Source organism: Streptomyces humicola, assembly GCF_024436035.1.
Taxonomy (GTDB): Bacteria; Actinomycetota; Actinomycetes; order Streptomycetales; family Streptomycetaceae; genus Streptantibioticus_B; species Streptantibioticus_B humicola.
The window spans coordinates 1-14,537 of record NZ_JANFNG010000006.1 but is presented as its reverse complement, the minus strand read 5'-3'; the positions used below and the strand labels follow the sequence as shown (position 1 = coordinate 14,537).

The 14,537-nt window shown below is 71.6% G+C and carries 13 protein-coding genes; 9 read left to right on the top strand and 4 right to left on the bottom strand.

Annotation, left to right across the window (positions count from 1 at the left end):
- Positions 1 to 18: 18 nt before the first annotated feature.
- Both disA and radA read right to left on the bottom strand, forming a co-directional pair.
- Positions 19 to 1,143, bottom strand: a complete 1,125-nt coding sequence (gene disA / locus NGB36_RS10345; protein ID WP_255919889.1) for a DNA integrity scanning diadenylate cyclase DisA — start codon at positions 1,141 to 1,143, stop codon at positions 19 to 21.
- Between the two features lie 117 nt (positions 1,144 to 1,260).
- Positions 1,261 to 2,688 (bottom strand): DNA repair protein RadA, encoded by a 1,428-nt coding sequence (gene radA / locus NGB36_RS10340; RefSeq protein ID WP_255919888.1) that lies wholly within the window; start codon positions 2,686 to 2,688, stop codon positions 1,261 to 1,263.
- Positions 2,689 to 2,899: 211 nt separating this feature from the next.
- On the opposite strand from radA, the gene NGB36_RS10335 reads away from it, so the two are divergent.
- Positions 2,900 to 4,603, top strand: coding sequence for a BACON domain-containing protein (locus tag NGB36_RS10335; RefSeq protein WP_255919887.1), 1,704 nt, complete (start codon positions 2,900 to 2,902; stop codon positions 4,601 to 4,603).
- A gap of 25 nt (positions 4,604 to 4,628) precedes the next feature.
- On the opposite strand, the gene NGB36_RS10330 is transcribed toward NGB36_RS10335, so the two are convergent.
- Positions 4,629 to 5,402, bottom strand: coding sequence for a DUF3109 family protein (locus NGB36_RS10330; protein WP_255920089.1), 774 nt, complete (start codon positions 5,400 to 5,402; stop codon positions 4,629 to 4,631).
- 108 nt (positions 5,403 to 5,510) lie between these two features.
- On the opposite strand from NGB36_RS10330, the gene NGB36_RS10325 reads away from it, so the two are divergent.
- From NGB36_RS10325 to proC, 8 genes are all read left to right on the top strand, one after another.
- The gene (locus NGB36_RS10325; RefSeq protein ID WP_255919886.1) at positions 5,511 to 6,449 is read left to right on the top strand and encodes a Ppx/GppA family phosphatase; all 939 of its coding nucleotides are present in this window, start codon (positions 5,511 to 5,513) and stop codon (positions 6,447 to 6,449) included.
- A 118-nt stretch (positions 6,450 to 6,567) separates the two neighbouring features.
- Positions 6,568 to 7,377, top strand: a complete 810-nt coding sequence (locus NGB36_RS10320) for a sugar phosphate isomerase/epimerase family protein (protein WP_255920088.1) — start codon at positions 6,568 to 6,570, stop codon at positions 7,375 to 7,377.
- The gene (locus tag NGB36_RS10315) at positions 7,377 to 8,000 is read left to right on the top strand and encodes a TetR/AcrR family transcriptional regulator (protein WP_255919885.1); all 624 of its coding nucleotides are present in this window, start codon (positions 7,377 to 7,379) and stop codon (positions 7,998 to 8,000) included. Before NGB36_RS10320 ends, NGB36_RS10315 begins: the two co-directional genes overlap by 1 nt.
- Positions 8,001 to 8,093: 93 nt before the next feature.
- On the top strand, positions 8,094 to 9,938 hold the full coding sequence (ilvD, locus tag NGB36_RS10310; RefSeq protein ID WP_255919884.1) for a dihydroxy-acid dehydratase: 1,845 nt from the start codon (positions 8,094 to 8,096) through the stop codon (positions 9,936 to 9,938).
- A gap of 31 nt (positions 9,939 to 9,969) precedes the next feature.
- On the top strand, positions 9,970 to 10,437 hold the full coding sequence (locus NGB36_RS10305) for a hypothetical protein (RefSeq protein WP_255919883.1): 468 nt from the start codon (positions 9,970 to 9,972) through the stop codon (positions 10,435 to 10,437).
- 158 nt (positions 10,438 to 10,595) lie between these two features.
- Positions 10,596 to 11,348, top strand: coding sequence for an ABC transporter ATP-binding protein (locus tag NGB36_RS10300; protein ID WP_255920087.1), 753 nt, complete (start codon positions 10,596 to 10,598; stop codon positions 11,346 to 11,348).
- A complete protein-coding gene (locus NGB36_RS10295) occupies positions 11,345 to 12,082 on the top strand; it encodes an ABC transporter permease (protein WP_255919882.1) in 738 nt (245 codons plus the stop codon). The genes NGB36_RS10300 and NGB36_RS10295 overlap by 4 nt, the downstream gene beginning before the upstream one ends.
- Before the next feature lie 104 nt (positions 12,083 to 12,186).
- The gene (gene proC / locus NGB36_RS10290; RefSeq protein WP_255919881.1) at positions 12,187 to 12,996 is read left to right on the top strand and encodes a pyrroline-5-carboxylate reductase; all 810 of its coding nucleotides are present in this window, start codon (positions 12,187 to 12,189) and stop codon (positions 12,994 to 12,996) included.
- 20 nt (positions 12,997 to 13,016) lie between these two features.
- Here the strand turns inward: proC and trpS are convergent, their stop codons facing one another.
- Positions 13,017 to 14,015 carry a tryptophan--tRNA ligase gene (gene trpS / locus NGB36_RS10285; protein ID WP_255919880.1) on the bottom strand — a complete coding sequence of 333 codons (999 nt, stop codon included), beginning with the start codon at positions 14,013 to 14,015 and terminating at the stop codon, positions 13,017 to 13,019.
- Positions 14,016 to 14,537 lie beyond the last annotated feature (522 nt).

Sequence of the window (14,537 nt, the reverse complement as noted above, 5' to 3'; positions counted from 1 at the left end):
GCGCGCCGGACGCCGGCGTCATACGTAGCGTTCGAGGATCGAGGACTCGGCGAGCCGGGAGAGGCCCTCGCGGACCGAACGGGCCCGCGCCTCTCCGACTCCGTCGACCGTCTGCAGATCGTCGACGCTCGCGGCGAGCAGCTTCTGCAGGCCGCCGAAGTGGTCGACGAGCCGCTCGATGACGGTGTTCGGCAGCCGCGGCACCTTCGCGAGCAGCCGGAAACCGCGGGGGCTGACGGCGGCGTCCAGCGATTCGGGTGAACCGGTGTATCCCAACGCCCGGGCCACCGTGGTCAGTTCGATCAGCTCGCTCTGCGGCAGCGCGTCGAGCTCCGCCAGTGCCTCGGCGACCGTACGCGAGCGCTTCCCGACGGGCTCCGGCACGTAGTCGCGAGCGACGAGTTCGCGCTCGGGGTCGACGCCCGAGATCAACTCGTCGAGCTGGAGCGCGAGGAGACGGCCGTCGGTGCCCAACTCCACGACGTACTCGGCGATCTCGGTGGCGATGCGGCGCACCATCTCCAGGCGCTGCGCGACCGCCGTGACGTCCCTGACGGTGACCAGGTCCTCGATCTCCAGCGCGGAGAGCGTGCCGGCGACCTCGTCGAGTCGCAGCTTGTAGCGTTCGAGCGTGGCGAGCGCCTGGTTGGCGCGGGAGAGAATCGTCGCCGAGTCCTCCAGCACGCGGCGCTGCCCCTCGACGTAGAGGGCGATCACCCGCATCGACTGGCTGACGGAGATGACGGGGAAACCGACCTGCTTGCTGACCCGGTCCGCGGTGCGGTGACGGGTTCCGGTCTCCTCGGTCGGAATGGTGGAGTCGGGCACGAGCTGCACACCGGCGCGGAGGATCTTGGTGATGTCCTTGTCGAGGATGAGCGCGCCGTCGAGCTTGCACAGCTCGCGCAGGCGCGTCGCCGTGAACTCGACGTCGAGCACGAAACCGCCGGTACAGAGCGATTCGACCGTTTTGTCCATACCGAGCACGATCAGCCCGCCGGTGTTGCCGCGGACGATGCGCTCCAGGCCGTCACGGAGCGCGGTGCCGGGCGCGGCCGCGCTGAGCGCAGCCCGCATCATGCTCGTACTCGTACCGTCTGTGCCGGACCTTCCGGGTACGGATACCCGGTCGTTGGCTGCCACTGCACTCCTCCGGTCACATATCGGGTGTTCCGGGCCCGCGTGACCGGAACGCACACGGGGGGCCGTCGGCACGACCGTCGTCCTGGCAAGCCCGGACGGGCGAGACCGGGGCAAAGTCTACCGAGGCTCTTTGTCTGCCCGCCGGGTCCGGTTCGAGCCGCCGTCACCGGAGCCTTTCCGCGGAAGCACGCGCAATGCCTCACCGACGTCCGTGACCTCCGTCACCGTCATCCCCGCCGGCACCTTGCCGGGGTCGGGCGGCACGAGCGCCCGGGTGAAGCCGAGCCGGGCGGCCTCGGCGAGGCGGCGCTGCACCCCGGTGACCCGGCGCACCTCGCCGGCCAGGCCCACCTCGCCGATCGCCACCAGGTTCTTCGGCAGCGGCGTGTCGCTCGCCGCGCTCGCCAGCGCCAGCGCCACCGCCAGGTCGGCCGACGGCTCCGACAGCTTCACCCCGCCCACCGTGGCGCTGTAGATGTCGCACTTGCCGATCTGGTGGATGCGGCCGCGCTGTTCCAGGACGGCGAGCATCATCGACACCCGGGAGGTCTCGAGCCCCGATGTGGTGCGGCGCGGTGAGGGGATCTGGGACGCCACGGTGAGCGCCTGCACCTCGGCGACGAGCGGGCGGCGGCCCTCCAGGGTGACGGTCAGGCACGTGCCGGGCACCGGCTCGTCCCGCCGGGTGAGGAACAGCCCGCTGGGATCGGCGAGCCCGGTGATCCCCTCGTCGTGCAGCTCGAAGCAGCCGACCTCGTCAGTGGCCCCGTAGCGGTTCTTGACCCCGCGGATCAGCCGGAGCCGTGCATGGCGGTCGCCCTCGAAGTGCAGGACGACGTCGACGAGATGCTCCAGCAGCCGCGGCCCGGCGATCGCGCCGTCCTTGGTGACATGGCCGACCAGGATCGTCGACATGCCGCGCTCCTTTGAGGCGCGGATCAGCGCCCCTGCCACCTCGCGGACCTGCGCCATGCCGCCGGGCGCGCCGTCGATCTCCGGGGAGGCGACGGTCTGCACCGAGTCCAGGACCAGCAGCGAGGGCTTGACGTCGTCGAGATGGCCGAGGACCGCCGCGAGATCCGTCTCCGCGGCCAGATACAGGTGGTCGCTGAGCGCGCCGATGCGGTCGGCACGCAGCCGCACCTGCCCGGCCGACTCCTCACCCGTCACGTACAGGGTGCGCCCCTGCTCGCTCGACGCCTTCGCCGCGACGTCGAGCAGCAGCGTCGACTTGCCCACCCCGGGCTCGCCCGCGAGCAGTACGACGGCGCCGGGCACGAGGCCGCCGCCGAGCACTCGGTCGAGCTCGGCGACTCCCGTGGAGCGCGCCGTCGCCACGCGGCCGTCGACCTGCGCGATCGGGCGCGCAGGTGCGGTGACCCGGCCGGGTGCGGTGGTGCGCACGGCGGGCGCGCCCTGCTCCTCGACCGTGCCCCACGCCTGGCACTCGCCGCACCGGCCGACCCACTTGGCCGTCGTCCAGCCGCACTCGGTGCAGCGGTAGGCCGGGCGGTCCTTGGTTGTCGTACGCGTACGGGCAGCCATGGGCCTCACCATAGAGCCAGGGTGTGACAACGCGTGGGGCGCGCCGTGGCGTACGCGGGGGCGGTTGGGTGGCGCGCCGTGGCGGGGAAGGGTGAATCGCACGGACGGATGGGACTGGTGTCCTCTTTTGAGGGGGAAGTACACCCGAAAGGGTTAAACGTCGCACCGGGGGGTGGGAGGGCGCGCACCGCCGCCCTACGGTCGCCCAGTGATGAGCAGGTCTGAGCACACCCCGTCGCGTTCCCCTTCGTCCCCGGCGCACCGACACCCGGCACCCACCGGCGCGCACCGGGCGGTCCCGCGCGCGACCCGCCGCGGAACCGGCCCGGCCGCCGGGCAGTCCGCCGGGCCGGGTGCCGCCACGGCCCTCGCCATGGACACCGGGCCGGGCTGCGAACCGGCCGTCGGCACCGTGCCGCAGCAGCCACCGCCGCTCTACGAGCCGTACCTGGACGGGCTGTTCACGTACTGCCTGTCCGTGCTGTGCGGGCACGACACGGCCATCGCCGCCCTCGGCGACATGCTCGCCGTCGCCGAACGCCACCGCGGCCGACTGCGCGACCCCGAGCTGCGCCGCGCCTGGTTCTACGCGCTCGCCCGCTGGGCCTGCCTGCGCCGCCTCGCCGAGGGCCGCCCGTCCGCCGGATCACCCGAGACGCCGCAGTCCGTCGCCGACGAACGCCGCCGCGAACTCGCCGCCCTCGCCTGGCCCGAGGCCGCGGGCACCACCCCCGAGCAGCGCGAGGCACTCGAACTCGCCGTACGCCACCAGCTGTCGGCCCGCGAGATCGCCGCCGTGCTCGGCGTCGACCGCGACGCCGCCCGCTCCCTGCTCTCCCGCGCCGCCTGCGAGGTGGAACGTACCCGCACCGCCCTCGCCGTCGTCGAACTCGGCAGCTGCCCCGCCGTCGCCCGCCTCTCCGGCGACACCCAGGTGCTGCTCGGCACGGCGCTGCGCCGCGAACTCGTCCGCCACGTCGACGAATGCCCGGCGTGCCGCCTCACCGCGGAACAGGCCGTCGCTGCCGGGCCGTGGCCGGGCACCGCAACCCCCGCCGTACTCGCCGTCGTCGAGGCACCGCGCTCCGCCGTGTGCGCCGCGATGCTGCACTCCCTGCGCGCGATCCGCTCCGCCGGACGCAGCGCCGGCCGCGTACCCCACTTCGACCGGCGCGGTTTCCCGCTGGACATGAAGGACCGCGCCGCGCGCCGCACGCTGATCCGCCACCGCGCGGTCACCACGACCGTCGTCGCGGCCGTCGTCGCCGCCCCCGCGCTCGCCCTGTGGGTCGCCTACCGCAACGCACCGCAGACCGGCGAGGCCCAGGACACCACGTCGGTCTCGGCGACCGACACCGACGGCACCAACCCCAGCGACTACGGCTACGCCGACGACAGGACCAGCAACGACAAGGCCGGCGACCGCCACCACGCCACCAGCCTGCGCACCCCCGGCACCACACCCACCCCGAAGGCGGCCACCTCGGCGGACGGCTCGGCCGGGTCGTCGATCGCGTCCGGCTCCCCCCGCCCCACGGCGAGCTCCTCACCCTCCTCGCCGAGCCCCGGGTGGATCACCGTTGCCGCCCAGCCGCAGGGCTCCGGCACCCTGATCACGGTCACGGACGAGGGCGGCTCGCCGGTGCACTGGAAGGCGTCAACCGACGCGTACTGGCTGCACCTGAGCACCACCTCGGGCACCCTCCGGCCGGGCCGCAGCGTCGCCATCACGGTCACCGTCGACCAGGCGGCCCAGCCCGCGGGGCCCTGGCGCGCACGGATCACCTTCGAGCCGTCGGGCTCCACCGTCACCATCGAGGGCCAGGGAGCGAGCCCCTCCCCGACGCCCAGCCCGACGCCCACACCCTCGTCCTCGCCGACGCCGACCTCCGGCCCGGGGCCCAAGCCGTCGTAGGCCGCCGGGCCCGCCCGCCGGCCCGTCAGACCTGGGGATCAGCCGGGTGCGGGGCGAGCAGCGGCAGCGACGAGGCCAGCCGTGCCTCGCACAGCTCGGCCAGCCGCTCGTACGCGGGCGCGCCCATCAGCTCGATCAGCTCGGGCCGGTACGAGAGGTAGACCGGCTCGCCCGCGCCGTGCGCCGACCTCGCGCTCGTGCACCACCAGTGCAGGTCGTGCCCGCCGGGACCCCAGCCGCGCCGGTCGTACTCCCCGATCGAGACCACCAGCACGCGCGTGTCGTCGGGCCGGTCGACCCAGTCGTAGGTGCGCCGGATCGGCAGCTGCCAGCACACGTCCGGCTTGGTCTCCAGCGGCTCGCGCCCCTCGCGCAGCGCCAGCGTGTGCAGCGCGCAGCCCTCGCCGCCCGTGAATCCCGGACGGTTGAGGAAGACGCAGGCACCGTCGACGCGCCGGGTCTGCCGCTCGCCGTCCTCGTTGACCTCGGCCCATCCCTCGGGCGAGTGGCCGGTCTCGTACAACTGCCACAGCTCGGGTGTGAGCCGGGCGGCGTGCTTGGCCACCCTCGCCTCGTCGTCCTCGTCCGAGAAGTGCGCGCCGAGGGTGCAGCAGCCGTCGCTCGCCCGGCCCGCGGCGATGCCCTGGCAGCCGCGGCCGAAGATGCACGTCCACCGCGAGGTGAGCCAGGTCAGGTCGCAGCGGAAGACCTGCTCGTCGTCGGCCGGGTCGGGGAACTCGACCCAGGCGCGCGGGAAGTCGAGACCGACCTCGTCGGCCTCGACCGGCTTCTGCTTCATCTTGGACTTCGCCTTTGCCGCTTTTGCCACCCAGCCAGGGTAGGTCAGCGCGGGAGATTACCGACGTCGCCCACAACCATGGATGCGGATCGCGCTAGCGTCGGTCCTATGCGACTCGGAGTGCTCGACGTGGGATCCAACACCGTTCACCTGCTGGTGGTGGACGCGCACCCGGGAGCACGGCCCTTGCCGGCCTACTCGCACAAGGCGGAGCTGAAGCTTGCCGAGATCCTCGACGAGGACGGCGCGATCGGTGACGCGGGCGTCGCACGGCTGGCCGCCCAGGTCGCGGACGCGGAACGGGTCGCCGAGGACAAGGGTGTCGAGGAGGTGCTCGCCTTCGCGACCTCCGCGGTACGGGAGGCCGTCAACGCCGAGGAAGTGCTCGCGCGGGTCGCGGAGGGCACCGGCATCAAACTGCAGGTCCTCTCCGGCGCGGACGAGGCGCGGCTGACCTTCCTCGCGGCCCGCCGCTGGTTCGGCTGGTCGGCCGGGCGGCTCCTGGTGCTCGACATCGGCGGCGGCTCGCTCGAAGCCGCCTACGGGATCGACGAGCAGCCCGATGCGGCGGTGTCGCTGCCGCTGGGCGCCGGACGGCTCACGGCGTCGGCGCTGCCTGGCGACCCGCCGGAGCCGGAGGACGTACGGGCACTGCGCAAGCACGTGCGGGCCGAAATCGCCCGTACGGTCGCGGAGTTCAGCCGGCTCGGGGCGCCCGATCACGTGGTCGGCACGTCGAAGACGTTCCGCCAGCTCGCGCGCATCGCCGGCGCGGCGGCGTCCCGGGAGGGGCTGTACGTGCAGCGCACGCTGGGCCGGCGGGACCTGGAGGAGTGGGTGCCGCGGCTCGCGTCGATGACGGCCGCGCAGCGCTCCGCCCTGCCCGGGGTCTCGGAGGGGCGCGCACGACAACTGCTCGCCGGTGCGCTCGTGGCCGAGGGCGCCATGGACCTCTTCGGGGTCGAGGAGCTGGAGATCTGCCCCTGGGCGCTGCGCGAGGGCGTGATCCTGCGGCGGCTGGACGCGATGGGGCTGCCCGTGCGCTGACCGCCGGGCGCCGCGTAACGCACGTCACGATGCGCAAGCCGCACGCAGTGCAAGCCGTACGCTGTAGCGCGTGGCCGACCGACCCGACGATCCCGCGCCCCGGAAGGCGCAGGCGAAAATGACGCGCGCCAGCGCCTCGCACCGCGTCGCGCTGTCGACAGCGTCTGTGTACCCCGAGTCGACGTCCACCGCCTTCGAGATCGCCGCACGCCTGGGGTACGACGGAGTCGAGGTCATGGTCTGGACGGATCCCGTCAGCCAGGACACCGAGGCGCTGCGGCGCCTCTCCGACTACCACGGCGTCCCCGTCCTCGCCGTCCACGCCCCCTGCCTGCTGATCACCCAGCGCGTCTGGTCCACGGACCCGTGGACGAAACTGCAGCGCGCCCGCGCCGCCGCCGAGACGCTCGGGGCGTCCACCGTCGTCGTCCACCCGCCGTTCAGGTGGCAGCGCAATTACGCGCGAGATTTCGTCCGCGGGGTGTGGCGGATGGCCGACGAGACCGATGTGCGGTTCGCGGTGGAGAACATGTACCCGTGGCGCTACCGCGACCGCGAGATGCTCGCGTATGCCCCGGACTGGGATCCCACGAAGGAGGACTTCCGGGACTTCACCATCGACCTGTCCCACACCGCGACCGCTCGCAACGACGCCCTGCACATGGTCGACCGCATGGGCAGCCGGCTCGCGCACGTGCATCTCGCGGACGGCACCGGCTCCGGCAAGGACGAGCACCTGGTGCCGGGGCGCGGTGCGCAGCCCTGTGCGGAGCTGCTGGAGCGTCTCGCGGTCTCCGGCTTCACCGGCACGGTGGTGGTCGAGGTCAACACGCGGCGTGCGATGTCCGCCGCCGAACGGGAGGCCGATCTCGCCGAGGCGCTCGCCTTCACCCGGCTGCACCTGGCGTCCGCCGCGCAGGTCGGGTGATGGAACCGCAGCCGAGGCGGCGCGGCCGCCCCGCCGGCGCGCGCGCCGGTGAGACCCCGACCCGGGAGCGCATCCTCGCCGCCGCCCGGAGCGTGTTCGCCGAGCGCGGCTACGACAAGACCTCGATCCGTGCCATCGCCAAGGCCGCGGAGGTCGACCCGGCGCTGGTGCACCACTACTTCGGCGCCAAGGAGCAGGTCTTCGAGGCCGCGATCGAGGTGTCCTTCGCGCCCGCGCTCAACATCGCCGATCTGCTGGCGGGCGGGCTGGAGGACATCGGTGAGCGGTTCGCGCGCTATTTCCTCGGCGTCTGGGAGCGGCCGATGACGCGGGCACCGCTGCTGGCGGTCGTCCGCTCTGCGGTGACGAACGAGACGGCGGCGGCCGTGCTGCGCGGCTTCGTCCTGCGTGCCCTGGTGTCACGGGTGGTCGGTGAGCTGGACGTGCCGGACGCCAGACTGCGCGCCGAGCTGGCAGCGTCACAGATGGTGGGCGTGGCGCTGCTGCGCTACGTCGTACGGATCGAGCCGCTCGCGTCCGCGGACGTCGAAGAGATTGTGGCGTACGTGGGCCCGACGCTGCAGCGCTATCTGACCGCCGGGCCGGCCGCCGGGACGCACTGAACGACGTCCGGATCCCGGACAGGTCGTCCAGATCTCGGGCCGAGAGGCGTACGCTCGGTAGCTACGTCGGGAACTCGAGGGAGTGAAGCTACCGTGCCCGAACTGAGGTCACGTACGGTCACCCACGGCCGCAACATGGCAGGAGCCCGCGCGCTGCTGCGTGCGGCCGGTGTCGAGCGCGAGGACTTCGGCAAGCCGATCATCGCGGTCGCCAACAGCTTCACCGAGTTCGTACCCGGCCACACCCACCTCGCCCCGGTCGGCCGGATCGTCTCCGAGGCGATCAAGCAGGCCGGGGGCATTCCCCGGGAGTTCAACTCGATCGCCGTCGACGACGGCATCGCCATGGGCCACGGCGGAATGCTGTACTCGCTGCCCTCCCGCGACCTGATCGCCGACTCCGTCGAGTACATGGTCGAGGCGCACTGCGCCGACGCCCTGATCTGCATCTCCAACTGCGACAAGATCACCCCCGGGATGCTGATGGCCGCCCTGCGCCTCAACATCCCGACGGTCTTCGTCTCCGGCGGGCCGATGGAGGCCGGCAAGGCCGTCCTCGTCGACGGCACGGTCCGCACCGGACTCGACCTGATCAGCGCCATGTCGGACGCGGTGTCGGAGTCGGTGAGCGACGAGGACCTGGCCCGGGTCGAGGAGGCGGCCTGTCCGACGTGCGGTTCGTGTTCCGGCATGTTCACCGCCAACTCGATGAACTGCCTCACCGAGGCGCTCGGCCTGGCCCTGCCGGGCAACGGCTCGGTGCTCGCCACCCACACCGGGCGCAAGGCGCTGTACGAGAACGCCGGCCGTACGGTGGTCGAGATCACCAAGCGGTACTACGAACAGGACGACGAGACCGTCCTGCCGCGCAACGTCGCCTCGCGCGCCGCCTTCGAGAACGCGATGGCGATGGACATCGCCATGGGCGGCTCGACCAACACGATCCTGCACCTGCTGGCCGCTGCCCGTGAGGCCGAGCTCGACTTCTCGATGGCCGACATCGACCACCTCTCGCGCGGCGTCCCGTGCCTGTGCAAGGTCGCGCCCACCAGCAACTACCACATGGAGGACGTGCACCGGGCCGGCGGCATCCCGGCGATCCTCGGCGAGCTGCACCGCGGGGGGCTGCTCAACGAGGATGTGCACGCCGTTCACTCCGCTTCCCTGGCCGACTGGCTGAAGCAGTGGGACGTGCGTGGCGGTTCGCCGTCCGCCGAGGCCGTCGAGCTCTTCCACGCCGCGCCCGGCTGCGTCCGCTCGGCCACCGCGTTCTCGCAGTCGGAGCGCTGGGAGTCGCTCGACGACGATGCCGAGGCGGGCTGCGTGCGCGACGTCGCCCACGCCTACTCGGCCGACGGCGGACTCGCCATTCTCCACGGCAACCTCGCCGAGGACGGCTGCGTGGTGAAGACCGCGGGCGTCGACGAGTCGATCTGGACCTTCGAGGGCCCGGCCGTCGTCGTCGAGTCGCAGGAGGAGGCCGTCGACGCGATCCTGACCAAGCGCGTCAAGGAGGGCGACGTCGTCGTCGTCCGCTACGAGGGCCCCAAGGGCGGCCCCGGTATGCAGGAGATGCTCTACCCGACCGCATTCCTCAAGGGGCGCGGCCTCGGCAAGAGCTGCGCGCTGATCACCGACGGCCGCTTCTCCGGCGGCACCTCGGGCCTGTCCATCGGCCACGTCTCCCCGGAGGCGGCGGCGGGCGGCACGATCGCCCTGGTCAAGGACGGCGACCGGGTCCGCATCGACATCCCCAACCGCACCATCGAGCTGCTCGTGAGCTTCGAGGAGCTGGCCGAGCGGCGCGAGGAGCTCGGCGGGCGCTTCGCCCCGCGGAACCGCGACCGCAAGGTGTCGACGGCGCTCAAGGCCTACGCGGCCATGGCGACCAGCGCGGACAAGGGAGCGGTGCGCGACATCAGCAAGCTCGGCGGCTGACGTACCCGGCGGCTGACGGACAATTGCGGATGTGAGTGACGAGTCCACGCCGGCGCCCGAGTCCGAGCCGCAGCCTGAGCCCATCCGTTTCTTCGGCACCACGTGGGTGCACCACGACGGCGGCTACGCCCTACGGCGTGCCGCCGTCGGCGTCGGTGCGCTGGCCGCGGCCGCGGCCGGGGCCTTTGTGCTGCGCTTCGCCTACGAGGGCTTCGACACGGCGAACGTGGGCATCGCCGTCAAGGTGCTCTTCGTCGTGGCGCTCGCGATCTGCACGGCGCTGGCCTTCCGCCGCACCTGGGAAGGGTTCGTCCGCCGGCCCGGTCCCGACTCGCCGGCCGAGACCAGTCGTGGCCTGATGCTGATCGGCTTCATCGGCTCCCTCCTCGCCTACTCCTTGCGCTGCCTGACGGAAGCCCCCGGCGAACAGCTGCGCCGCGCGGAGTACGAGCACGCCCTGAGCTCCTACAAGCAGGGCAAGCGCCGCACGCGCGGCTGACGCCTCCGTCGCCGTCCGTCGCCGTCCGTCGCCGTCCGTCGCCGTCCGTCGCCGTCCGTCGCCGTCCATCGCCGTCCATCGGCGCCCATTGGCGCCCACCGGCGTCCCTGACGCGCCCCTTGACCGCGTGCCCTCCGCCGCCCACAATTCATCATGTGATGAATTCCCATGCGTCGCCGGCGGTGCGTGCCGCCGCCCTCACTGTCGTCCGCGGCTCCCGCACCGTGCTCGACAGCCTGGACTTCACCGTGCCCCGCGGCCAGGTCACCGGCCTGCTCGGCCCCAGCGGCAGCGGCAAATCCACCCTCATACGCGCCCTCGTCGGCGCACAGGCCAAAGTCAGCGGCGCCCTCGACGTCCTCGGCCATCCCGCGGGCGACCCAGCGCTGCGCGACCGCGTCGGCTACGTCACCCAATCACCCTCGGTCTACCGCGACCTGACGGTAAGTCAAAATCTTGAGTACTTCGCCACCGTCATCGATGCCCGCGCCTCCCGCGCCACCCGCCGTGCAGCCATTACCAAGGCCCTCACCGACGTCGACCTCACTGACCACGCCGACGACCTCGTCTCCCGCCTCTCCGGCGGCCAGAGCTCCCGCGCCTCCCTCGCCGTGGCGCTGCTAGGTAACCCCGAGCTCCTCGTCCTCGACGAACCCACCGTCGGCCTCGACCCCGTACTCCGCCGCGACCTGTGGAAACTCTTCCACCGCCTCGCGGACGAACGCGGCACCACCCTCCTCGTCTCCAGCCACGTCATGGACGAGGCCGAGCGTTGCGACCGCCTCCTCCTGCTGCGCGAAGGCCGGCTGCTCGCCGACGACACCCCGGACGCCCTGCGCGCCGAGACCCAGACCAAGACCGTCGAAGAAGCCTTCCTCCACCTCGTTGACAAGGCAGCCACCGCCTCATGAGCCCGCACCGACTCCTCGCCACCAGCCACCGCGTCCTGCGCCAGCTGCGCCACGACCCGCGCACGATCGCGATGATGCTGATCGTCCCCATCGTGCTGCTGACCCTGCTTTACTGGGCCTTCCACGCCACGCCAGAGATCTTCACCAACGTGGGACCCGCACTCCTCGGCATCTTCCCGATGATCGTGATGTTCCTCGTCACCTCGATCGCCACCCTGCGCGAGCGCACCTCCGGCACGCTCGAACGACTCATGTCCATGCCGATGCAGAAGGCCGAACTCATCCTCGGCTACGCCCTCGCCTTCGGCCTCCTCGCCGTCATCCAGGCAGGCCTGGCCACCGGACTGTCCGTCCTCCTGCTCCACCTCACGCTCGCGGGATCGCCCTGGCTGCTGCTGTTCGTCGCCGTCCTCAACGCGCTGCTCGGCACGGCGCTCGGTCTGTTCGTCAGCGCCTTCGCGGCGAGCGAGTTCCAGGCCGTCCAGTTCATGCCCGCAGTACTCCTGCCGCAGCTGCTGCTCTGCGGCCTGTTCATCCCCCGCGGCCAGATGCAGACCCTGCTCGCGGACCTCTCCAACGTGCTGCCCATGTCGTACGCCGTCGACGCCATGACGCAGGTCTCCACCCACACCGGCATCACCGGCGACTTCTGGCGCGATCTCGCCGTCATCGCCGGCAGCGCCCTGCTCGTCCTCGTCCTCGGCGCAGCCACCCTGCGCCGCCGCACGCCCTGACCACCGGGACGCCGCGACCACAGCACGCCCTGACAGCCGCACGGTGCGAGGATGGGCCCCGGGGAATGCAAGGGGTACACACGCACCACACGAGGTGAGCCGCAATGAGCCAGAAAGTCGCCGTACTCGGCACCGGAAAGATCGGCGAAGCGCTGCTCTCCGGCATGATCCGGGCCGGATGGGCACCCGGCGATCTGCTGGTGACCACGCGGCGCGCGGAGCGGGCGGAGGAACTGCGCACGCAGTACGGCGTCGAGCCGGTCAGCAACGCCGAAGCCGCCAAGAACGCCGACACCCTCATCCTCACCGTCAAACCGCAGGACATGGCGACGCTCCTCGACGAACTCGCCCCCCACGTCCCCTCCGACCGGCTGGTCATCTCCGCCGCGGCCGGCATCCCGACGTCGTTCTTCGAAGCCCGCCTCGCAGAAGGCACGCCGGTCGTCCGCGTCATGCCCAACACGCCCGTCCTCGTGGACGAGGGCATGTCCGTCATCTCCGCCGGCTCCCACGCCACCGAGGCCCACCTCGTCCGAACCGAGGAGATCTTCAAGCCCGTCGGCAAGACGCTGCGCGTCCCCGAATCACGCCAGGACGCGGCCACCGCACTCTCCGGCTCGGGACCCGCCTACTTCTACTACCTCGTCGAAGCCATGACGGACGCCGGCATCCTGCTCGGACTGCCGCGCTCCCAAGCTCACGACCTCATCGTCCAGGCCGCCATCGGCGCCGCCGTCATGCTGCGCGACAGCGGCGAGCACCCCGTCACCCTCCGCGAGGCCGTCACCTCTCCGGCGGGTACCACCATCAGCGCCATCCGCGAACTGGAGAACCACGGCGTACGGGCGGCCCTCCTCGCCGCGCTGGAGGCCGCCCGCGACCGCAGCCGCGAGCTGGCCTCCGGCAACGGCTGACGGGCGGCCCGCCCGCCCTCTCACAACGCGGGCATCAGCCCCACCGCCGCGTAGGCCGCATCAACCGTCGGGCGCGCCAGCCGGCGCGCCCGTTCCGCGCCCTTCCTCAGCACCCCGTCCACATACCCCGGATCCGCGCACAGCTCCGCGTGCCGGATGCGCAACGGCCGAAGCAGCTCGACGACGGCGTCCGCGATCTCCTTCTTCAGCGCGCCGTACGAGTTGTACTGCCCCGCCAGCTCCTCCGGACGCTCGCCGGTGCAGGCGGCCAGGATGTCCAGCAGATTCGCCACACCCGGCCGGCCCTCGGGGTCGTACGCCACCTCGCTGCCGCTGTCCGTCACCGCCCGCATCACCTTCTTCCGGATCACCTCCGGCTCGTCGAGGAGATAGACGATCCCGGCGGTCGCGGCGTGCGACTTGCCCATCTTCGACGTCGGGTCCTGCAGATCCATGACGCGCGAGGCGACGGGAGGAAGCACGGCCCGCGGCACGGTGAAGGTGTGCCCGTACCGCTGGTTGAAACGGACGGCCAGATCCCGGGTCAGCTCGACATGCTGCGCCTGATCGTCCCCGACCGGCACGGCGTCGGTCTGATAGGCGAGGATGTCGGCGGCCATCAACGCGGGATAGGTGAGCAGCGACAGCCGCACACTGCCACCACGAGCCTGCTCGCGCGTGGCCTTCTCCTTGTACTGGATCATGCGCCGCATCTCACCGTCCGACGCGGTGCACTCCATCAGGTACGCCAGCCGCGTGTGCTCGCCGACGTGACTTTGGACGAAGACCGTGCAGACCTCGGGGTCCAGGCCGGAGGCGAGGAGCAGCGTCGCGGCCTGACGACTGAGCCGCAGCACACGTGCCGGGTCGTGGTCGACGGTCAGCGCATGCAGGTCGACGACGCAGAACAGAGCGTCAGAGCGGTGCTGATCCATCTCGACCCACTGCCGCACCGCCCCGAGGTAGTTGCCCAGGGTGAGGTGCCCGGTGGGCTTGACCCCGCTGAACGTTCGCGTCATTTCGGCCATCGTCGGCATCTCCGTCATCTCTGTGTCCCGCTCTGTCTCGGGGCCGCCGGCCTCGTCGGCCGTGTGGCGTCAGGAGATGCGCGAACGGCCGCCGAAGCGGCGGCCGTTGGAACGCATGCACTGCAGGTCGGCCGCCGTCAGGCGGCCCACCAGCCCTGTGTGTGCACACGCGAAGTCATGAAGACAGCGTAACGCCGAAGGGGACGCGCTGCACGAGGACGGAGCGGCTTGTACGGCAGATGGCCCTGGTGTAGAGTCGCCGGGTTGCTGCGTACCGGAGACGGGCCGTCAGCGACCACTCAAGCCGCCCGACGGCAACCACTACTGCACGGCCACCCTTCGGGGTTGATTTCGGCATGCCGAAATTCTCCCCGAGCGGCTCGATTTGAGTCGTCACGGAAATCCGCTAAAGTAGTGAGCACGCCGGAAGGCGCAAAGAGAAATCCCGCCGGCGGGAATCGGTCCTGAAAAGGTCTGATAAGCTGGAGAAACGAAGGGAAAGCCCGGAGGGGC

Excerpts from the sequence above, each read along its gene's own strand:
- radA (WP_255919888.1), bottom strand. The coding sequence starts at position 2,688 with ATGGCTGCCCGTACGCGTACGACAACCAAGGACCGCCCGGCCTACCGC.
- NGB36_RS10335 (WP_255919887.1), top strand. The coding sequence starts at position 2,900 with ATGAGCAGGTCTGAGCACACCCCGTCGCGTTCCCCTTCGTCCCCGGCG.
- NGB36_RS10330 (WP_255920089.1), bottom strand. The coding sequence starts at position 5,402 with ATGAAGCAGAAGCCGGTCGAGGCCGACGAGGTCGGTCTCGACTTCCCG.
- NGB36_RS10325 (WP_255919886.1), top strand. The coding sequence starts at position 5,511 with ATGCGACTCGGAGTGCTCGACGTGGGATCCAACACCGTTCACCTGCTG.
- NGB36_RS10320 (WP_255920088.1), top strand. The coding sequence starts at position 6,568 with ATGACGCGCGCCAGCGCCTCGCACCGCGTCGCGCTGTCGACAGCGTCT.
- NGB36_RS10315 (WP_255919885.1), top strand. The coding sequence starts at position 7,377 with ATGGAACCGCAGCCGAGGCGGCGCGGCCGCCCCGCCGGCGCGCGCGCC.
- NGB36_RS10300 (WP_255920087.1), top strand. The coding sequence starts at position 10,596 with ATGAATTCCCATGCGTCGCCGGCGGTGCGTGCCGCCGCCCTCACTGTC.
- NGB36_RS10295 (WP_255919882.1), top strand. The coding sequence starts at position 11,345 with ATGAGCCCGCACCGACTCCTCGCCACCAGCCACCGCGTCCTGCGCCAG.
- proC (WP_255919881.1), top strand. The coding sequence starts at position 12,187 with ATGAGCCAGAAAGTCGCCGTACTCGGCACCGGAAAGATCGGCGAAGCG.
- trpS (WP_255919880.1), bottom strand. The coding sequence starts at position 14,015 with ATGACGCGAACGTTCAGCGGGGTCAAGCCCACCGGGCACCTCACCCTG.